The 21437-nt window shown below is 39.9% G+C and carries 20 protein-coding genes; 17 read left to right on the top strand and 3 right to left on the bottom strand.

The annotated features are described in order from the left end of the window. Positions 1-173: 173 nt before the first annotated feature. From aat to clpS, 3 genes are read right to left on the bottom strand one after another with little or no spacing between them, the layout of a single operon-like run. Entirely contained in the window at positions 174-860 is a 687-nt protein-coding gene (gene aat, locus PHY84_RS08680) for a leucyl/phenylalanyl-tRNA--protein transferase (protein ID WP_299858985.1), read from the bottom strand. Continuing rightward, positions 857-3034 (bottom strand): AAA family ATPase, encoded by a 2178-nt coding sequence (locus tag PHY84_RS08675; RefSeq protein WP_299858984.1) that lies wholly within the window; start codon positions 3032-3034, stop codon positions 857-859. Before PHY84_RS08675 ends, aat begins: the two co-directional genes overlap by 4 nt. Beyond that, entirely contained in the window at positions 3034-3333 is a 300-nt protein-coding gene (clpS, locus tag PHY84_RS08670; protein WP_299858983.1) for an ATP-dependent Clp protease adapter ClpS, read from the bottom strand. Before clpS ends, PHY84_RS08675 begins: the two co-directional genes overlap by 1 nt. A gap of 58 nt (positions 3334-3391) precedes the next feature. Between clpS and bioD the strand changes: the two genes are divergently transcribed. The 17 genes from bioD (at position 3392) to dxs (ending at position 21437) form a co-directional block, all read left to right on the top strand. After that, complete coding sequence (gene bioD, locus PHY84_RS08665; protein WP_299858982.1) at positions 3392-4039, top strand: dethiobiotin synthase; 648 nt, start codon at positions 3392-3394, stop codon at positions 4037-4039. Positions 4040-4088: 49 nt separating this feature from the next. Further along, positions 4089-4964 (top strand): aspartate carbamoyltransferase catalytic subunit, encoded by an 876-nt coding sequence (locus PHY84_RS08660; RefSeq protein WP_299858981.1) that lies wholly within the window; start codon positions 4089-4091, stop codon positions 4962-4964. Continuing rightward, positions 4954-5892, top strand: a complete 939-nt coding sequence (locus PHY84_RS08655) for an aminodeoxychorismate synthase component I (protein ID WP_299858980.1) — start codon at positions 4954-4956, stop codon at positions 5890-5892. The genes PHY84_RS08660 and PHY84_RS08655 overlap by 11 nt, the downstream gene beginning before the upstream one ends. Before the next feature lie 12 nt (positions 5893-5904). Beyond that, positions 5905-7305 (top strand): HAMP domain-containing sensor histidine kinase, encoded by a 1401-nt coding sequence (locus tag PHY84_RS08650; protein WP_299858979.1) that lies wholly within the window; start codon positions 5905-5907, stop codon positions 7303-7305. 54 nt (positions 7306-7359) lie between these two features. Continuing rightward, entirely contained in the window at positions 7360-8340 is a 981-nt protein-coding gene (locus PHY84_RS08645; protein WP_299858978.1) for a transaldolase, read from the top strand. Continuing rightward, positions 8337-9539, top strand: a complete 1203-nt coding sequence (locus PHY84_RS08640) for a PilT/PilU family type 4a pilus ATPase (protein WP_299858977.1) — start codon at positions 8337-8339, stop codon at positions 9537-9539. The genes PHY84_RS08645 and PHY84_RS08640 overlap by 4 nt, the downstream gene beginning before the upstream one ends. Before the next feature lie 66 nt (positions 9540-9605). Further along, positions 9606-10142: a 50S ribosomal protein L25/general stress protein Ctc gene (locus PHY84_RS08635; RefSeq protein ID WP_299858976.1), complete on the top strand. Its 537-nt coding sequence runs from the start codon at positions 9606-9608 to the stop codon at positions 10140-10142. Continuing rightward, positions 10142-10714, top strand: a complete 573-nt coding sequence (pth, locus tag PHY84_RS08630) for an aminoacyl-tRNA hydrolase (RefSeq protein WP_299858990.1) — start codon at positions 10142-10144, stop codon at positions 10712-10714. Before PHY84_RS08635 ends, pth begins: the two co-directional genes overlap by 1 nt. 29 nt (positions 10715-10743) lie before the next feature. Continuing rightward, entirely contained in the window at positions 10744-11814 is a 1071-nt protein-coding gene (locus PHY84_RS08625; protein ID WP_299858975.1) for an LptF/LptG family permease, read from the top strand. A gap of 45 nt (positions 11815-11859) precedes the next feature. Continuing rightward, positions 11860-13086, top strand: a complete 1227-nt coding sequence (lysA, locus tag PHY84_RS08620; protein ID WP_299858989.1) for a diaminopimelate decarboxylase — start codon at positions 11860-11862, stop codon at positions 13084-13086. A 1-nt stretch (position 13087) separates the two neighbouring features. Continuing rightward, complete coding sequence (locus PHY84_RS08615) at positions 13088-13864, top strand: HAD-IIA family hydrolase (protein ID WP_299858974.1); 777 nt, start codon at positions 13088-13090, stop codon at positions 13862-13864. Next, on the top strand, positions 13861-14955 hold the full coding sequence (gene pheA / locus PHY84_RS08610) for a prephenate dehydratase (protein WP_299858973.1): 1095 nt from the start codon (positions 13861-13863) through the stop codon (positions 14953-14955). Before PHY84_RS08615 ends, pheA begins: the two co-directional genes overlap by 4 nt. Next, positions 14942-16042, top strand: coding sequence for a histidinol-phosphate transaminase (gene hisC, locus PHY84_RS08605; RefSeq protein WP_299858972.1), 1101 nt, complete (start codon positions 14942-14944; stop codon positions 16040-16042). The genes pheA and hisC overlap by 14 nt, the downstream gene beginning before the upstream one ends. Before the next feature lie 12 nt (positions 16043-16054). Further along, positions 16055-17755, top strand: coding sequence for a flagellar basal-body MS-ring/collar protein FliF (gene fliF / locus PHY84_RS08600; protein WP_299858971.1), 1701 nt, complete (start codon positions 16055-16057; stop codon positions 17753-17755). Positions 17756-17772: 17 nt separating this feature from the next. Next, positions 17773-18801 (top strand): flagellar motor switch protein FliG, encoded by a 1029-nt coding sequence (gene fliG / locus PHY84_RS08595; RefSeq protein ID WP_299858970.1) that lies wholly within the window; start codon positions 17773-17775, stop codon positions 18799-18801. A 1-nt stretch (position 18802) separates the two neighbouring features. Further along, entirely contained in the window at positions 18803-19597 is a 795-nt protein-coding gene (gene fliH, locus PHY84_RS08590) for a flagellar assembly protein FliH (RefSeq protein ID WP_299858969.1), read from the top strand. A 19-nt stretch (positions 19598-19616) separates the two neighbouring features. Next, positions 19617-21437: a 1-deoxy-D-xylulose-5-phosphate synthase gene (gene dxs / locus PHY84_RS08585; RefSeq protein WP_299858968.1), complete on the top strand. Its 1821-nt coding sequence runs from the start codon at positions 19617-19619 to the stop codon at positions 21435-21437.

The raw sequence follows: 21437 nt of genomic DNA, 5'->3' as shown, positions 1-21437 counted from the left end.
CGGCTCCATTCCGAACCCGGAAGCTAAGCCTCTCATCGCTGATAATACTGACCCTTACAGGGTTGGGAACGTAGGTCGCTGCCTAGTTGATCATTTTTTTATTCCGCTACAATTACAATCAATATAATAATTATTTGAAGACTGTTTTTTTAAATAAATATTTTCTATGTGATTCAATCAAGATTTTCTATTTTCCATACATGTTCTATATTTGTCATATTTGTTTTATGTAATCTGCTTAAAAAATTATCCCTGCTAACCTCTTTTGCTCCCAAACTCTTAAGGTGTGGTGTAGGTACTTGGCAGTCTATAAAATCGTATCCCCAATGCTTAAGATGTTTTATAAGTGTGGCATAAGCGGATTTTGAGGCATCGCTAACATGTGCAAACATTGATTCGCCGCAAAATACTCTACCTACAACTACACCGTAAAGCCCGCCGACAAGTTTGTCATCCAAATAGGCTTCAACGCTGTGTGCGATTCCCATATCATGAAGTTCGGAGTAAGCTTCTATGACTTCATCTTGTATCCATGTACCGTTTTGATTTTCTCTTTTGATGCTGCTGCATTGCTTGACGACTTCTCTAAAATTTTTATCAAACTTATAAGAAAATTTTTTGATACTTTTTTTAAGTGAGTGGCTTAATTTAAAATCATCTAACTCCATAATCAGTCTTGGATTGGTTGACCACCAGAGAATAGGATCGTCTTTTGAATACCATGGAAAGATGCCGTTTTGATAAGCGCGCATAAGTCTTGATGGAGTTAAATCTCCTCCCCAAGCAACTATACCGTCTTCATTTGCATCGTTTGGATGCGGAAATGATAGGCTGTATTTGTTTAGTCTGGGAATGCTCACGCTGTCTCTTTGAACTCTAAAAGAAGCTTTTCTTTGTAGGTGACTTCTACATAGCCGCCTTTTTTGAGTTTTCCAAAAAGTATCTCATTGCTTAGTTTATTAACTATATGCTCTTCGATATATCTTTTGATTGGTCTGGCACCCATCTCTGGTGAGTAGGCACTTTTTGCGATAAATTCTACTGCTTCTTTAGAGAGAGCAAGGAAAATCTTCTTCTTTTTAAGTTGTTTGTTAAACTCTCCGATAAATTTTTCGACAATTCCAATAGTTATATCAAAAGAGAGTGCTTTAAACTCTATTATAGCACTTAGTCTGTTTCTAAACTCAGGTGTAAAAAAGTGTTTTAACTCTTCATTCTTCGCAATAGATTCATCTTTGTTGAATCCCATAACGGCTCTGGCATTTGCTCCGACATTAGATGTCATAATAAGGATAACATTTTGAAAATCAGCTTTGTAGCCGTTGTTGTCTGTCAGAGTTGCGCTGTCCATAATTTGAAGGAGAATATTGACTAGATTAGGATGCGCTTTTTCTATCTCATCAAGAAGTAAAACCGAGTAAGGGTGTTTTTTTATCGCCTCTGTAAGTAGACCGCCTTGTTCATACCCGACATATCCCGGAGGTGCTCCAATTAGGCGGCTTAAGGCGTGTTTTTCCATATATTCGCTCATATCAAATCTCTCAAAATGGATACCTAAGAGTTGGCTTATGGAGAGTGCAAGCTCTGTTTTGCCGACACCCGTGGGTCCCATAAATAAAAAAGAGGCTATTGGTTTGTTTGGTAGTGTGAGACCTGCTTTGGAGATAGTAATTGCTTTGACAACCTCCGCAACTGCTTTTTCTTGTCCTATGACTCTTTCTTGGAGTTTCTCTTGGAGCGAAAAAAGCAGTTCTGTTTCATCTTTTGTGGTTTTAGGAGTTGTGATGCCTACAATTTTTGAAATTGTTTCTTCTATATCATGCCCCGTTACTACTCTTTTTTTGTGCTCTTTGAGATGAAATGAAGCTGCTGTCTCATCTAGGAGGTCGATAGCTTTGTCGGGTAGAAATTTGTCTGTTATATATCTTTGCGAGAGCTCAATCGCGCTCTTTAGCGCTTTGTCGCTGAAACTCACCCCGTGATGCTCTTCGTATTTGCTCTTTAACCCTTTGAGAATTTTGTAGGTTGTCTCTGAAGAGGGCTCATTTATATCTACCTTGGAGAATCTTCTGTTAAGAGCTTTGTCTTTTTCAAAACCGTTTCTGTACTCTGCAAAAGTTGTTGCACCCATGCATTTGAGCTCGCCTGAAGCAAGAGCCGGTTTTAGCTGATTTGCAGCGTCCATGCTTCCGCTTGTAGAACCTGCACCCACAAGTGTGTGAATCTCATCGATAAAAAGGATAGCGTCTGGCATGGATTTGAGTTCATCCATCACGCCTTTTAGGCGTTTTTCAAAATCTCCTCTGTATTTTGTGCCTGCGAGCATTGCGCCTAGATCGAGTGCAAAAAGTTCGCTTTTTTGCAAAATCAGAGGTGCGTTCCCTGAAGCTATGCTAAGTGCCAGTCCCTCTGCAATAGCTGTTTTTCCAACTCCCGCTTCTCCGACTAAAAGCGGGTTGTTTTTCTTTCTGCGGCATAAAATCTGTGTTACTCTCTCTATCTCATTTTCACGCCCGATAACCGGGTCTATTTTCCCTTCTTTGGCTTTTTTTAGAAGATTGATAGCGTACTTTTGGAGGTAAGATTCTTTTTGTTGCGGTGTCTGGCTCTGCTCTTGTTGTGTAATTATCTCTAGGATATCGAGCTTTGAGATGTGATACTCATTTAGCAGCAGATAGGCAAAAGAGTTGTTCTCATCATAAATAGCTACAAGTAAATCTCCGATGTCTGCACTCTGTTGTCCCGATACTTGAGTATGTTTAATCATAGCATCAATCATTCTTGAGAGTGCGATACTCTCAAAAGGTTCATCGTGAATATCTTTTGGCAGTATGGGAGTGTTTGTGTAAATATAGTTTTTGACAATCTCTTTCATTTTGGCAACATCGCCGCCACACTCAAAGATGATTTTTGCCCCGTCTGCAGAGTTGAGAATTTGATAAAATAGATGTTCAATAGTGATATATTCGTGCCTGAGTTCTTTTGCATGGACAATTGATTTTTGAAAAATTTCATTGAGGGCATAGCTTATCATTACTCATTCTCCATCTGTGCTCTTAGCGGAAAACCGTTATCTCTGGCTTTTTGATGCACCTGTGCTATTTTGGTCTCTGCAATCTCATGCGTATAGACACCGCATACTCCTTTGCCGTTTTCATGTACTTGAAGCATGATATTTTGAGCTTCATCATACCCTTTGTGAAAGATGCGCATTAAAATATCGATAACAAACTCCATCGAAGTATAGTTGTCGTTTAAAAGGAGTACTTTGTATCTTTTAGGATATTTGAGCGATATTTCGCTGATAGTTTCTAATTCTGTATTCGTTGCCATAAATTTCCTATAATATTTATCTCTTATTGAAAAAAATTATAACGAAATTGAGATAATTATGACAAAACGAATCTTCGTAACTGCTACAAATACCAACATAGGAAAAACATATACGACAAAACTGCTTCTTAGAGAGTTTGCTTTGCGCGGGTTTAGGGTTGGGGTTATCAAGCCGATTGAAACTGGGGTTTTGAATGGGTATGCGACGGATGGAGAGGAACTTTTAGAACTTGTAAAAGAGGTGAATCCAAAGCTGTGGCATCTGGAGGCTGAAGATATCGTTCCTATAATGTACGAGATGGCAGCGGCTCCGTTTGTGGCATCCGGCGGCGTGAAGCTGGATATAAAAAAAGTAGAAAAAAAGATCCAAGAGCTTGAGGCTTTTTGTGATATTGTTATTATTGAGGGGGCTGGCGGGCTTTATGTGCCTATTGATGCAGACACTATGATGATAGATTTAGTGCAGAAGCTTAAAGCTGTTGCGCTTTTGGTTACGCACTGTTCTCTTGGCTGTATAAACGATACACTGCTTAGTAAAAAAGCTCTTGAAGATAAAAAGATAGTGCATGCGGTTGCGTTTAACTGTAAAGAAGATAGCGGCAGTTTTGAAGCTATCTCAAAGCCTTACTTTGTACAAACGGGTTTTGAGGTGCTTGAAGCGGATCGTGATATTGAAAAAATATGTGATGTCTTGTATAATTTATAAAATAAATTAGATTCCGTACTTGATACGGAATGACGAGTGTAAGGAAAAAATGAAACATTTAATTCGTACAGATGATTTTACGACTAAAGAGATAGAGTCGATTTTAGAGGATGCAGAGCTTTTTAGCGATGGCAGATTTGAGGGGATTTTAAGGGATAAAATCATAATTACGCTTTTTTTTGAAAACTCAACAAGAACGAGAAGCTCTTTTGAGATTGCCGCAAAGAGGCTTGGGGCGGAGATAGTGCATCTTGATGTGGCAAATAGCTCTACTAAAAAAGGCGAAACGCTTGTCGATACGGCAATGAACCTTGATGCGATGGGTCCTCATGCCATCATCGTGCGACATCAAAACTCCGGTGTACCAAAAATCCTCTCAAACCATACGAAAGCTTCCATCATAAATGCAGGAGATGGCGCACATGCGCACCCGACACAGGCACTTTTAGATCTTTTTACTCTTAAAAAACATTTTGGAGATGTTAAAGGAATAAAAATAGCCATAGTCGGAGATATAAAAAATTCAAGAGTTGCAAACTCCAATATCGAACTTCTTACTCGCTTTGGGATGGAGGTGGTTTTGGTTGCACCGCCACAGTTTTTGCCAAAAACAAATCTGAGAACGACACACCGCATTAATGAGATAATTGATGAAGTGGATGCTATCATGAGCCTTAGAACCCAAACGGAGAGGCACTCTTCGCAAACTTACGCATCGCTTAAAGATTATGCGAGTGATTTTTGCATAACCTCGGAAGTTGTGGGAGATAGAGATATTATCCTGCTTCATCCTGGACCCGTTCATAGAAATATAGATATTTGTGATGTGCTTTTGGCAGATAAAAGATGCAAAGTTTTAGAGCAGGTCTCAAACGGTGTTGCTATTAGAATGGCAGTGCTTAAAAAATTGATTAATGACATTTGATGATTTAAACTCTCTGGGTGTAAAAAGGGAGCCTTTTTTATTTATAGTCGATTTTAAGGCTCAAAATATAATAGCTTTTCCTTTGTGTGAACTTGAGGCAAACGACATTGAATTTTGCATAGATGAAAATTATAAAACAAAAGAGCATGCAGACTTTTTAGAGAAAAAAGGCGCAGACTTTAGCGAATATAAAAAAAAGTTTGATTTTGTCATTGAGAAGATAAAGGCAGGCGAAACATATCTTTTAAATCTTACTCAGCCCTCATTTATAAAAACTCCGCTCTCTCTCAAAGAGATATTTTGGTGTGCTAATGCCCAATATAAACTAAGATATAAAGATGAGTTCGTCTGCTTCTCTCCGGAAAAATTTATCCGGATTGAGGACTCTAAAATCTCTACTTTTCCCATGAAAGGGACAATTGATGCATCCATCACAAACGCCAAAGAGAGCATCTTAGCTAACCAAAAAGAGATGGCAGAACATGTTATGGTTGTTGATCTCTTGAGAAACGACCTCTCAATCGTGGCAAAAAAGGTGAGAGTTGAGAAGTTTAGATATGTTCATGAGATAGAGGCAGGAGTGAAAAAACTTTTGCATGTAAGCTCTCGCATAAGCGGAGATGTCGGTGAGGATTGGCCCGAGAGGATAGGAGATATATTAAAGGCACTTCTTCCGGCGGGAAGCATAAGCGGTGCGCCAAAAAAGAGTACTTTGGAGATAATCGATGCGGTTGAGGGGTATGAGAGAGGATTTTTTAGCGGAGTGTTTGGTGTATATGACGGCAAAACACTCGATAGTGCGGTTATGATACGATTTGTGCAGAAGTCGCAAGAGGGCTATATTTATAAAAGTGGCGGCGGCATAACACTTGATAGCGATGCACAAAGTGAGTATAATGAACTTTTAGATAAAGTCTATCTGCCATAAAAGGAGAAGCGGATGCTAATAAAAATAAAAGATGTTTTTACAAGCGGTTGGGTTTTTGATGCATCGGAGCATGAGTTAAAAAATAGATACCAGATGGTAAATATAGGTATTTTGCTCTCAAGTGCAGGTCTTGTTTTTGGGATAATCGGTAACTACATAAGAGATTTACACGACTTTATTCCTCTGGAAATCGCTCTACTTTGTATGAACTTTGTGATGTTTTTTGCTCTTCGGAAGTATCGCAACTTTTTTGAGTTTTTTGCTATGGGTATGACGTTACAATATACCTTTTTGTTTCTTTTCCTTATCTATCTTAGCCATCCAAGCGATTTAAAACATCTTTGGATATTTACTTACCCTATTATTTTGCTCTATTTTCAAAAAACGGTTCACTCATTCTATTGGCTTTTTTTTATTCTTCTGATGCTTTTGGTCGCACCTTTGCAGAGCTTTGTGGAGATAAAATACTCTATGTATCAAGTTTTTTACATCTCTTTTGTTTTGGTAATTGTTAGCATTATTATCTATTTTTACAAAAAAAAGATTGATGAGGCAAAATCAACAATATTGCAACAACAAGAGATGCTAAAAAATTTTAACTCCGAACTTGAAAAACAGGTCAAAGATAAAACCATGGAGCTTATCAAGCTCAATGAATCGCTTGAGGTAGCGGTGGAGCAAAAACTAGAGGAGCTGAGAAAAAAAGACCAAATCCTTGAGGTACAGTCCAAACAGGCGGTAATGGGGGAGATGATAAGCATGATAGCGCATCAGTGGAGACAGCCGCTCTCTACCATAACGTTGCAAATAGCAAATCTACAACTTAAACATATGCTAAGCAATGAAAAAAGATGCAAAGATATGGATGAGGCACTTAGTAATATAAGCAATACCATCATCTACCTTTCTGAAACTATAGATGATTTTCAAACATATTTTCGTCCAAATAAGGAGAGCGTAACGATTGAGTTGCAAGAATTGCTGCAACGGGCGGTAAATTTTGCTCTTACCAGAGTGCATGATAGGAATATTTCGCTCACCGTAGATAAACAAAACAGTATAACTCTAAAAACTTACGCCAATGAGCTGGTTCAGGTAATTTTAAATATTTTAAATAACGCTATTGATGCACATAATGAAGCTAAATCTTCAAATCCTTTTATTGCCATTGATACATTTATAGAAAAGGAGCTGATAACAATCTCTATCCATGATAATGCCGGCGGAATTGCAAAAGAGCACATTTCACGTCTTTTTGAGCCATACTTTAGCACAAAAGGAAAAAATGGAACAGGATTGGGACTCTATATGAGTAAAATGATTGTTGAAAAACAGTTTGGTGGCGAGATAGAAGTACAAACTTCCGGGAGTGAGACAACGTTTAGTATCAAAATACCTATAAATGTAGGTTGATTTGAAATTGAGATTTGTTAAGATATAATTTACCGAACAAGAAAGGGGCTTTGCGTGTATATAGAAGATTTAAAATTCTCTTTATGGGCTGATTTTATAGAGAGGGATTATTTGGATAGTGAGTTTAGGGATTTGATTGCACAAGGAATTGTTAACGGTGCGACCTCTAACCCAGCAATTTTTAAAAATGCGATACTTAGTTCAAGTGCCTATAAAGAGCAGCTAGCTGCTCTAAGTACTTTAACTCCTAAGCAGAAGTATGAGGCGGTTGCTATTTATGATATTCAAAAAGCGGCAGATATCTTAGCGCCGCTTTATGAAGCGGGAGATGATGGGTATGTGAGCATTGAGGTAGATCCATATCTTTGTGACGATGCAGAGGCAACCATAGAGGAAGGGAAGCGACTTTTTGCTCAAATAGGTCGCAAAAATGTAATGATAAAGGTTCCGGCTACAGCAGCCGGATATAGTGCTATGCGGGAGCTTGTAGGAAGCGGTATCCCTGTGAATGCGACGCTTATATTTAAAATGGAGCAGGCACTTGCTTGCGCAGAGGCATTTGGCGATGGTATGGCGAAATATGGCTCCAAGGTTGATACAGTTATCAGTGTTTTTGTAAGCCGTGTTGATAGAGCACTTGACGCGCTGCTTGCAAAAAACGGTGTGTCAATAGGTCTGAGCGGTATCTATAACAGTGCTGCTATTTATGCAGAAGTTGAAAAGCTGGAAGTGAACGGATGTAGAGTTCTTTTTGCAAGCACAGGAGTAAAAGATGATTCTCTTGATGCACATTACTACATAGAAAAACTTTTAGCGTATAACACTATAAACACTGCTCCGATTGAGACCATAAAAGCATTTCATGCAAATGGGCTTCAAGCCGCAGCGTTGCCGGTTGAGCCAAAAATGATAGAAGAACACTTTGAAAAGATTAGGGGTTTGGGTATTGATTTTGATGCTGTTTTGGCAAAACAGATAGAAGATGGATTGCAATCTTTTAAAGATGCATTTAAAGATATATTGGAGTCATTATGAGTCAAAATAAAAATGAAGTAGATATAAATCAGTTAACGTTTGAACAGATAAAAAAGATAAGAGGGTACCTCAAAAAACTTATTGAAAACGAAGGCAGTGACTTGCACGTAAAATCAAATGGAGTGATACGCGCCAGAATCAATGGGACGATAATTCCATTTTCCGGAAGTGTATTTTCATACGATGATGCAATGGTTTTGGCAAAAGAGATGTTGCGGGGAAGATATTCTGAGTTTGTTGAAAATAAAGAGATAGACTTTGTTTATCAGTTTGATGAGAGTAATCGCTTCCGTGTTAATATATTTTTTCAAACGGACGGTCCTTCTTTTGTTTTTCGTGTAATTCCTATGAAGATTCCGACTATCGATGAGATGAAATACCCTGAAGCAGTAAGAATGTTTACAAAGGAATCACGCGGGCTTGTGCTTGTCACGGGGACAACGGGAAGCGGTAAATCAACAACGCTTGCTGCTATGGTGAATGAGATAAACTTTACAGATAAAAAGCATATTATAACGATTGAAGACCCTATAGAGTTTGTTCACAAAGACAGAGGTTGCATCATCAATCAGCGTTCATTGGGTCAAGATACTCTATCTTTTGATAGAGCCCTAAGAGCAGCTTTGCGTGAAGACCCCGACATCATCCTTGTCGGTGAGATGAGAGATAGAGAGACCATAGAACTGGCACTTCATGCCGCAGATACCGGTCACCTCGTTTTTTCTACACTCCATACGCTTGATGCAAAAGAGACAATCAATCGTATCATAGGTATGTTCCCGTATGAGGAGCAAAATCGTATTCGTCTCTCGCTGGCGAGCGTTCTTAGGGGGGTTATTTCACAGCGCCTTATTCCGACAATTGACAAAAAGCGTGTGGCGGCGATGGAGATACTTGTCAAAACTCCTACGATAGAAAAATTGATTTTAGAAAATCGTGATATTGAGATTCGTGAAGCAATAGAAAAAGGGCGTGACCACTACAAATCACAGAGTTTTGATCAGCATATTTTCGATATATATAACACAGGGGTTATTACAAGAGAGAAAGCCAAAGAGTATGCAACAAGCGCTTCTGACTTAGAGCTTAAAATGAATGGTTTTAACAGCGGAAAGGCTGCTGATGTCAAAAAGCCGGAAAACTGGAAAAACATTGATGAAAACAGCGCAGTTGAGGAAGATGTTTTTGATTTAAAATAGCCTTGTTTAACTACACTTAAAGCTTAAAAAGGTATAATTCCAAACATTTTTTATGAAGGATTTACTATGTTAGAAGGTATCGTTAGAGAGAGTATTGGCAAAAAAAGCACGAAAGCGCTTCGCCGTGATGGTTATCTAATTGCAAATATTTACGGAAAAGGGCTTGAAAATATTCATGCCGTATTCAAAGAAAACGAATATATCCGTACTGTTCGCAATAAAGAGAACTTAGCATTCCCGGTCTCAATAGCCGGAAAAGAGATGAATGTTGTTGTTCAAGCATATGAAGCACATCCTGTAACAGGCAAACTACTTCACGTGGACTTGATGGTTGCACAAACAGGTGTTGTAACACACTATCATCTTCCAGTACAAACAGTTGGTGATGCAATCGGTCTTAAAAACAAAGGTCTTGTGCATATTTCCAAGCCGCGTTTAAGAGTAAAAGCTGCTATTGAAAACGTTCCAAACAGCGTTATCGTAGATGTTGCAAAAATGGATGTAGGCGATGCTAAGATGGTACGTGACTTAGATAAAATTCCAAACGTAACATTTACAGACGCTGACCGTGTATCTGTTTTAAGTATTATTAAAGCTAAGTAATCATGTTAATAGTCGGACTAGGAAATCCTGGCCCGAACTATGAGCATACCCGCCATAATATAGGTTTTATGGTTATTGATGAGCTTGTCAAAAGACAAAATGCTCAAAAACTCTCTTCCTCATCTTTTCAGGGTGAACTTTTCAAATTTTCAAATCATTTTTTATTAAAACCGCTTACTTTTATGAATCTATCAGGCGTCTCTATTGCGGCTGTTAAAAAATTTTACAAAATTGATGAAGTCGTTGTCATACATGATGATTTGGACTTGCCATTTGGTGCGCTTCGCTTTAAAAAGGGCGGCGGGCACGGCGGGCATAACGGTCTTAAATCTGCCGATGAACATATTTCTAAAGAGTATATCCGAGTGCGTATGGGCATTGGCAAACCAGAACACAAAGGAGAAGTTGCTTCTTATGTTTTAAGCGACTTCTCTAAAGAGGAGCAAAAACACCTTGGTAGATGGATAGAGAGTGCCGTAAATGCGCTTGAAGCACTGCTTATGGATAGTTTTGAAGATGTTAGCTCAAAATATACGATTAAGGACACCTCTAAAAACATTAAGCTACAATAGCGACTTAATGTTTTTTTTGGATTGGTAGAATGCTAGCTTTTAAATATATCTCTTTTCACTATGTAAGGTATTTTATTATTATTTTGTTGGCGCTTATTCTCTTTTTGGTCGGATTTGACTATATGGGAAGTACTGAAAAGCTTGATATCTCCGCAAACTTGCTGCTTATCTATCTTGTTTATAAAACTTTTTACGCTATGGATATGCTTCTGCCTCTCTCGCTTATCTTTGCTATGATTGCAACAAAATTATTTTTAATTCGTTCTAATGCGCTTGTTTCCTTTTACTCTTTGGGCTACTCAAAAATCGACATTTTAAAACCGTTTGTTATTGTTTCTACGTTAGTGATACTTCTTTTTATCTCTCTGCACTCTATTTCAAATTTTGCACGTGCAGACGAATTTGCAAAAAATATTCGTAAAAACGCCCAATATCTTAGCCCGACACGAGACCTTTTTTTCACTTATAAAGAGAAATTTGTCTATTTTTCAAAACTGCTTCCTCTGCAAGAGAGTGCTCAAAATATACGTGTATTTAGTTTTGTTGACAACTCACTTAAAGAGGTTTTGGTCGCTTCAAAAGCAGCTTATAGAAATGACGCATGGCTTATCAATGAAGCCGATATCATTACCAAACCAGATCATGCTGATTTTGAATCATTAGGCATAAAAGTAACACAACAGAAAAATCTGGAGATTCTTCAAGGGTTTCGTCCAAAAATGTTAGATCAGGTTTATGAGGGAAAAGTTAACTTCTCCATAATTGATGCTATTGATGCTTATGTACTTTTAAAGGCGCAAAATATCAACACAAGCATACTCAAAAGTGCTCTTTATAAGATATTTGTCTATCCTTTTTTTGTTCCAAGTTTGATTGTGATTATCTTCTTTTTTGTTCCCGTCAGTGCAAGATTTTTGAATGTCTCTCTCTTTAGTTTTGGAGCAATTTTAGCATCACTTATGGTATGGGCGTTTCTTTTTGCGCTTATTGAACTCTCAAACCATAAAACGCTTCCAAGCGAGGTTGGCATCATTCTTCCAAATCTGCTTCTCCTTTTAGCCGCACTAAGGCAATGGAGGAAATATCGTACAACGGCATAAAAATAACAAAATTATAAGTACTTTTTGGATAAAATCCATCAAAAAATATTTAGGATTTTTATGATAAATTTTAAAGAACTTGCGTCCACCTACAAAACCCCACTTTACATTTATGATTTAGATGCTATGAAAGCGCAGTATGAGCAGCTAAAGAGCGCATTTAAGGGTAGAAAATCACTTTTGGCATTTGCTATAAAATCAAATTCAAACCTTAGCGTTATTAAAAATTTTGCAGACCTTGGAAGCGGTGCGGATTGTGTCTCTATAGGCGAGGTACGCCGTGCATTTTTGGCGGGAGTTCCAAACTATAAGATTATCTTCTCGGGCGTGGGAAAGAGCGATGATGAGATACGAGAGGCGATAGAGCGTGATATCTTATATATAAACGTAGAGAGTGAAGCAGAGATTGGGCGTGTAGAGCTTATCGCAAAAGAGCTTGGCGTGCAGTGCAGAATCAGCATCAGAGTAAACCCAAACATAGACCCAAAGACACATCCGTATATCTCAACGGGACTTCATGATAATAAATTTGGTGTTGAGATAGATGCGGCAAAGAGGATGTATATCCGTGCCAACAACTCTGAACATCTTGACCCTGTGGGGATCCATTTTCATATCGGCTCACAACTTACAGAGTTAGACCCTATCTATGAGTCTGCCGTTATCGTTGCTGATTTGGTGCGTTCGCTTCAGAGCATAAAGATAGAGCTGAAGTTCTTTGACATCGGCGGCGGTCTTGGCGTGCGCTACAAAGATGAGGAGACTATCAAACCTTATGATTATGCGCAGGCTATTTTGACTGCACTTAAAGGGCTTGATTTGACTATCGTTTGTGAGCCGGGGAGATTTTTAACGGCGAATGCGGGCTACTTCCTGACAAAAGTTCTTTACGAGAAGAAAAACGGCGCAAAGAGATTTGTCGTGGTTGACGGTGCAATGAATGACCTTTTGCGTCCAAGTCTTTACAAAGCATATCACAGAATCGAAGCACTTACTCAGAGCCAAACAGAACTCAGTGATGCCGATGTAGTCGGTCCGGTGTGTGAGAGTGGGGACTTTTTTGCGAAAAACTATCCGCTTCCGATTTTAGAGCATAACGATTTGCTTGTGATTCACAGTGCCGGAGCGTATGGTTTTGGAATGGGCAGCAACTACAACACAAGAGGCAGAAGTGCCGAGGTTGCCATAAGTCATGGCGAAGTAAAGCTTATTCGCAGACGAGAAGAGTTTGAGGATTTGATAGCTTTAGAAAAAGAGTATTTGGATAACTAAGATGTATTTTATTGATGTTCAAGGCACACTTATCAGCGATAGTGACAAGTCCCCCATTCGCGGGAGCAGAGAGTTTATTGATGCGCTGAATGCCGGAAAAATCCCCTATATGGTTTTGACAAACAGCACAAAAAAAGCCTCTGACGAATTTTATGCTTTTCTCTACTCTTTAGGGTTTCATTTTGACTTTTCACACTATCTTGACCCTTTGATGCTGCTGGAGTCTCGTGTCTCAAAAGAGGCGGTTGCGGCTTATGGCTCAGAGGAGTTTTTGGAAGTTTTGAGAAAAATGGGCTATGTGCTTGACTATAAAAATCCAAAAACAGTGCTTATCTCAATCAAGGAGAACTTTACCTCTGACGAGTTTGCCCAGATTATCGACTTTTTACTCAGCGGTGCCTCGCTTGTCGGGATGCATGAGACCTCCATCTATGCAAAAAACTCCAAGCGTTATCCGGGAGTTGGTGCTATCTTGAAGATGCTCTCTTTTGCGACATCATGCTCTTATGAAGTTGTCGGCAAGCCAAGCGTTGCATTTTACAATGAGGCGCTTATGATGCTTCAAAAACAAAATCCCGATGCAAAATTTAGCGATATTACCATCATAAGCGATGATGTCAAGGGCGACCTTGGCGGTGCAAAAGAGATGGGGATGAAAACTGTTTTTGTCACAAGCGGCAAATATAAAAGTGCAGACGAGATAGTTCCTTTTTTAGAGCCCCATCTTAGACCGGATTATATTTTTGCAGATATGCAAGAGATATTGGAGCAGTTATGAATACATTAGAAGAGTGCCGCACTGCGATAGATTTGATTGATGATGAAGTTTTAGAGCTTCTCAACAAGAGAATGCAGGTAGTCAAGCGTGTCGGAGAGATTAAAAAGAGCAGCGACACTGCTATTTACAGGCCTGAGCGAGAAAAGGCAATAATTCAGCGTTTAACCCAAAAGAGCGCCAGTGAAGAGGGGCTTTTAAACGGGGGTGCGATTGAAGCGATATTTTTGGAGGTTTTTGCAGTATCAAGAAATCTTGAGCTTCCCGAGCGCATAGCCTACCTCGGACCTGAGGGGAGTTTTACGCATCAAGCTGCGGAGAGCCGTTTTGGGGCGATGAGTGACTATCTTGCAATGCACTCCATTCCTGCTGTTTTTAAAGAGCTTGAAGCCAAAAGAGCAAAATTCGGTGTAGTACCGATTGAAAATTCAAGAGACGGGATAGTCGGTGAAACGTTGGATTTGCTTGCAAACAGCTCTGTAAAAATTGTGGCAGAACTCTATATGCCCATTCATATGTCTTTTGTCAGCAAGGCAAGAAAGATAGGTGACATCACAAAGATTTACTCAAGAGACAAGGGTTTTGGTCAGTGTAGAGAGTTTTTGCAAGAGCATAATCTCTCGGGTGTTGAACTTATCCCCGTAGAGTCCACGGCAAAAGCGGCAATTCTTGCCTCTAAAGACCCAAGTGCCGCAGCGATTTGCAGCCACATCGCAGCGAAGCTTTACGGTGTGCCGACTATGTTTGATCATGTAGAGGATAATATCGGTTCGCAGACAAGGTTTGTTATCTTAAGCGACTTTAAAAATGCGCCGAGCGAGGATGACAAAACCTCTATTTTGGTACGCCTAAAAGACTCGGTAAAGGCTGGTTCGCTTGTCCATTTTCTGCAAGATTTTGAAAAAGAGAGTATCAACCTCTCCAAAATAGAGTCTCGCCCATCAAAAGACAAAGGCGGTTTTGATTACTGGTTTTTTATCGATTTTTATGGGCATGTGGATGATGAGAGATTTAAAAAAGTGTTACAAAAACATACGGGAGAGGTAACTTGGCTAGGAAGCTATGTAAGAGGAGACGAAATTGAATTTCAATAAACACTTAGAAGATATAAAAACGTACGAGGCGGGAAAGCCTATAGAGCTGGTAGTACGGGAGTATGGCATTGAGCCAAAAGATATCATTAAGCTTGCGTCAAATGAAAATCCTTGCGGATGTTCGCCAAAAGTGGTTGATGCAGTCGGTGCTATTTTGTCCAAAATGGCACTCTATCCTGATGATTCGATGGTTAATCTTAAAGCTTCGCTTGCCGCAAGATATGGTGTTGAGAGCCAAAATGTCATTATCGGTTCGGGAAGCGATCAGGTTATAGAGTTTTTGATTCATGCAAAAGCACATGCCGGCTCAAAAATACTTATGAACTCCATCACTTTTGCGATGTATGAGATTTACTCCAAACATGTAGGCGCACAGGTGATTCGCACCTCTTCGCAAGAGCATAACATGGACGAGTTTTACAAGCTCTATAAAGAAGAAAAACCTGAAATTATCTTTATCTGTACTCCAAACAACCCAACCGGAGATGCGCTTGACGCACAAAAGATTTATGACTTTTTGGAAAAAATCGACAGCGAAACTCTGGTTGTAGTTGATGCTGCCTATATGGAGTATGCGTTTTACAAAGATGCAAAAAAAGGTATTGATGTTAAAGAACTTATTGAGAAGCATGACAATGTTATCTATCTTGGAACATTCTCAAAAGCGTATGGTCTTGGCGGGATGAGAGTAGGGTATGGCATTGCCGATACTAGAATTATAAAAGAGCTTTATAAACTCAGACCCCCTTTTAACATCACTACACTCTCTCTTGAAGCAGCAACAGTTGCACTCAGCGACGAGGAGTTTGTGCAAAAGAGTGTTGCACTTAATTTAGAGCAGATGAAACGTTATGAGGAGTTTGCAAAAGAGCAAAAAATAGATATAATAAACAGTTATACAAATTTTGTCACTTTTTGCTTTGATTCTAGGTTCAATTCCTCAAAAATAGCAACGGCGCTACTGCAAAAAGGGATGATAGTTAGAGATTTGAGTAGCTATAAGATGAATGCCATCAGAGTAACGGTTGGCACGCATGAGCAAAATAGCCGCTTTTTTGAACTGTTTAAAACATTGTTACAATCATAAAATGGAACGTTGATGGATTTTAAGGTACTTTTTTCGCAACTTGTTATTCTCTATGATAAGCTTACAAAGCAACAAAAAATCATCATAGGTTCTGCAGTTGTCGGTATTGTCGCATTTATCATTTTTTTGGTTGTTTATACGGCAAAAAAAGAGGGTGCTGGCAAATATGAAGTGCTTTTTGACTCTTTAACTTCACAAGATGCCGCAAAAGTTGTAGAGCAGCTTGAGAAAGATAAAATTCCTTATGAAATCCATGATAACAATGTAATTAAAGTTCCTAAAAACGCAGTATATAAAGAGCGTATCGCAATCGCATCGCTAGGGATCCCAAAAAACAGCGGAGTCGGATTTGAACTCTTTGACAAGCAGGAGTTTGGTGCGACAAGTTTTGACCAGAATGTAAAATATCTCCGTGCGCTTGAAGGGGAACTCTCAAGAACCATCAGTGCTCTTGCTCCGATAGAGAGTGCAAGTGTCAGCCTAGCGCTTCCAAAAGAGACACTTTTTGTTGAAAAACAGAGCGCGCCTACAGCTTCTGTCATGGTAAGATTGGCAGATGGGGCAAAACTTACTTCCAAGCAAATCAGAGGGATTAAAAATCTTGTTGCTGCCGCAGTACCAAATCTTACGCCATCAGGTGTAATGCTTATTGATAATGACGGCGAAACGCTTGGCGATGACGATGAGATGGTGCAGATGAGCGAACTCTCTGTTGTGCAGCAAAACTATAAAACAAAAGAGGAGAAAAAGAGACAAAGAAAGATTGTCGAAGTTGTATCTCCTTTTGTCGGTGGAGAACAAAAAGTTGTTGCGCAGGTAAGCGTGGAGTATGATTTTTCTATCCAAAACTCTACTTCAGAGAAATTTGACCCGGAAAATGTGGTCAGAAGTGAACAAGTCAGCGAAGAAAAAAGAGACGGCTCCGCTCCTCAAGAGGTGGGCGGTGTTCCGGGAACAGTGAGCAATATAGGACCGGTAGAGGGGCTTGCAAATAACAAAACAACTGAAAAATATGAAAAAAACACGGGAACAACAAACTACGAGGTAGGTAAAACTGTCTCTACAACAAAAAGTGAGTTCGCACGTATTAAAAGAATTACGGCGGCGGTTGTTGTGGATGGAAAGTACAAATACAAAGCGGATGCAGACGGAAAGCCGACAAGTGAGATGGAGTATGAGGCGCTATCTGAGAGTGATTTGGAAGCTCTTAGTGCTCTTGTAAGCCGTTCAATCGGTATCAGTGAAGCAAGGGGAGACCAGATTAGTGTGCAAAACTTGCAGTTTAAAAAAGCTGATATTGACCCTTCGAAAGCAAAAGTCAATGAGGTTATCGCATTCTCTCAAACGTACATAGCACCATTTTCTGAACTCTTTAAATATCTTTTTGTGCTTATCTTGCTCTTTATTCTTTACAAAAAAGCCATTGCACCGTTTGCACAGAGAATGCTTGAGATATCCAAGGAAGAGGATGAACTTGGAAAGCCGATTTTATCTATTGAAAATGATGAAGATGAAGATTTGATTGAAAAAGTTCAATCAATGCGTAAAAAGGTTGAAGAGCAGTTGGGTGTCGGCGATGCTTATAGTGAAGATGAGCTAAAATATGAAGTGTTGCTTGAAAAAATCAAAGCAATGGCAGATGAATCTCCAGAAGCAATGGCACTTGTCCTTCAGGCGCTATTGACAGAAGAAGCTGACACATCGGTAAGATAGAACAAGGAGAGAGCCAGATGAATTTAACCCCCTCGCAGCAAGCAAAATTTGATGAAATGAGTATGGGGCAAAAGATTGCCATCTTGCTGATGCAGCTGGGCGAAGATGTAACTGCTGCAATATTTTCAAACATGAATGTTGATGCAATTACAGAAGTTTCAAAGTTTATTGCTACAAATAAGAGTGTTGAAAAGGCTGTTGCAACTGCAATTCTGGAAGAATTTCATGCTATTTTTCAATCCGGTCAATTTATAACAGCCGGCGGTTTGGAGTATGCAAGAGAGCTTCTTTATAGAACTTTGGGACCTGAAGAGGCGAAAAAGATTTTAGAAAAACTCTCAAAAAGTATGCAAGAGACGCAAAACTTCTCTTACCTCTCAAAAATCAAGCCACAGCAGCTCTCTGACTTTATTATCAATGAACATCCTCAGACAATTGCGCTTATTTTGGCACACATGGATCCTTCCGAAGCCGCAGACACGCTTCAGTATTTCCCAGATGATTTGCGAAGCGAAGTCTCTATGAGAATGGCAAAGCTTGGAGATATCTCGCCGTCTGTTATCAAAAGAGTTTCGGCAGTCTTGGAGTCCAAACTTGAATCTCTTGCTTCATACAAAGTTGAAGTCGGCGGACCGCGCGCTGTTGCAGATATCTTTAACCGTCTTGGTGCAAAAGCCTCTAAAGAGACGCTTGCTAAGATTGAAGAGAGAGATGAGGAGATGTCTAATCTCATTAAAGAGATGATGTTTACTTTTGAAGATATAGCAAAACTTGATAAAACTGCGATTGCCGAGATACTCAAAGCTATTGAAAAACCAGACTTGATGCTGGCGCTAAAGAGTGCACCTGAGGATTTGAAACAGAAGTTCTTTAGTGCTATGAGCGAGAGGGCAAAAGAGGCATTTGAGGAAGAGATGCAGTTTATGGGTGCTGTTAAGATGAAAGATGTTGAAGGAGCGCAAAGAAGAATTGTTGAGGTGGTCAATGGTTTAGCAGAAGCAGGAACAATTCAGCTTGGAAGTTCATCTGAAGAGATGGTAGGATAGTATGGCAAATATTATCAGCGGTGAGAGAAAAAGTCGGCACAAAGTTGATAAGTATAATTTTAAAGTGTTGACGCTTGGAGAAGAAACGGATGATAAATTTGTTGCAACTTCATTTGCCCAAAGAGAAGATTTTACAGAAGATAAACCTTCTTTTAAAGAGAGAGAGGTGGATTCAAGTGCGATGAGTCAAAGTTCTAAAGACTCTCTTATTGAGTCGCTGCTCAACAAAACGGATGAGATGTCGTCCAATTTTATTAAGCTGCAGATGAAACTGGAGAGTATGACAGAGGAACACAAGGCAGAGCTTAAAAAAGTTAAAGAGGAGTCTTTTGCGGCGGGAGTAGAGAGTGGCAAGGAGAAGGCTCTTAAAGATGAAGAGAAAAAGATATCCGAAGCGGTTGCACAATATAGCAGCTCAATTGGGAAACTTGAGAAGAGTGCGGCTATGTTTGAGGCGGCACTTGAGCGCATCAAAGAGGAGCTTATAAGTGCGGCACTTGATATCTCGAAAGAGGCAATTAAAGTGGAACTTAGCGAAAATTCTCATAAGGTTGTCACACTTTTGGCGCAAGAACTTGTCAAAGAGCTTCAGAGTGCTTCTAAAATCGTTCTTAGAGTAAATCCTGCTGATCATGGTGCTATTTCTCAAGCACTCGGTACGTTGGCGCATGTAGAAATCGTCTCAGATGCTGCCGTAAGCTTGGGCGGTGTTATAGCTATGAGCGAAGCAGGAAATATAGATGCGCAGATAGCAAAAAGATTTGAGCGTATAAAAAGAGCAGCATTAAGTGAGTAGCTAAGGACTTAGAAGATATATGAATATGAAACCAAACAGAATAAAAGAGCTAGAAAAACTTTGCAAAGAGATACGAGAAGAGATACTAAGAGTTGTAAGTAAAAATGGCGGGCATCTTAGTTCAACGCTTGGGGCAACAGAGCTTATCGTTGCGATGCATGAAGTTTTTGACTCCAAAAAAGACCCTTTTATCTTTGATGTCTCACATCAGGCATACGCACATAAGCTTCTTACGGGAAGATGGAATGAGTTTGGTACGCTTAGGCAATTTGGCGGCATTTCAGGCTACACAAAACCAAGCGAGAGCGAGCATGACTACTTTGTTGCAGGGCATAGCTCCACTTCTATCTCTTTGGGTGTGGGTGCTGCAAAGGCTATCGCACTAAAAGGGGAACAAGAGAGCAGAATTCCGGTTGTGATGATAGGTGACGGCTCAATGACTGCGGGGATGGTTTATGAAGCGCTAAATGAACTAGGCGATAGAAAATACCCGATGGTTATCATCTTGAATGACAATGAGATGAGTATAGCCAAGCCTATCGGGGCGATTAGCAGAATGCTTAGTTCAGCCATGGCATCTCCTTTTTATCAGAGTTTTAAAAAGCATACTGAAAATTTTGTAGATAATTTTGGAGATGGTGCACGCTATATTGCTAAAAGAATGGAAGAGTCTATTAAGCTTATAACGCCCGGTATTATGTTTGAAGAGATGGGAATCGACTATATAGGACCTGTTGACGGACATAACCTTTCCTCTTTGATAGAGATTTTGCAAAAAGCAAAAGAGCTTGGCAAGCCTGTGATAGTGCATGCACAAACACTTAAAGGCAAGGGGTACGAGATTGCCGAGGGCAAAGAGGAGAAGTGGCACGGGGTTGGACCTTTTGACCTTAGCAGTGGTGCATCTTCCAAAAAAAGTGAGCAAAAGAGTGCAACGCAAATCTACGCCGAAGCACTTTTGCATCTGGCAAAACACAATGACAAGATTGTCGGAGCAACCGCTGCTATGCCAAGCGGTACGGGACTTAGTGAGCTTATGGAGCTTTATCCGACAAGATTTTGGGATGTTGCGATTGCGGAACAACATGCTGTTACTTCTATGGCGGCACTTGCCAGAGAGGGTTTTAAACCGTTTTGTACTATCTACTCTACTTTTTTACAGCGTGGCTACGACCAAGTGATTCACGATACATGTCTTATGAATCTTCCTGTTGTTTTTGCGCTTGACCGTGCCGGAATCGTGGGAGAGGACGGAGAGACGCATCAAGGCGTTTTTGATATCAGCTTTTTAAGAGCCATTCCAAATATGACACTCTTTGCTCCGCGTGATGAGAAGAGTTTTCATCAGGCGATGGCATTTGCGGCATCATACTCCCATCCATGCTCATTGCGTTACCCAAGAGGCTCTTTTATGGCTACGGATTTGCCTGAGTCGCTTCCTTTTGAGCTAGGCAGGGCGCAACTGCTTTGCTCCTCAAAAAGTGATATACTGCTTATTGGCTATGGCAATGGAGTAGGGCGTGCATATGAAACGGCTAAGTTCCTTGATTTTGAAGTGAGCATCTTGGATCTGCGCTTTGTCAAACCGCTTGATGAGGAGATGCTGTTGGCTTTGTCAAGCCGACATAAAAAATGGTTTATCTTTAGTGATAGCGCAAAAATGGGCGGTGTCGGAAGTGCAATTTTAGAATTTTTAGCTTCTAAAAAAATAACCGATATAGCGCTTGAGAGTTTCGAGTATGAAGATAGTTTTATCACTCATGGAAAAACCGCGGCAGTTGAGGAGTCGTTGGGGCTTTTGCCACAACAGATTGCTCTAAAAATAAAAAATTCTCTCTAA

The sequence above is a fragment of the Sulfurimonas sp. genome, assembly GCF_028694605.1.
Classification (GTDB): Bacteria; Campylobacterota; Campylobacteria; order Campylobacterales; family Sulfurimonadaceae; genus Sulfurimonas.
The sequence above is the reverse complement of the archived record's forward strand: the minus strand, read 5'-3'. Positions and strand labels throughout refer to the sequence as shown.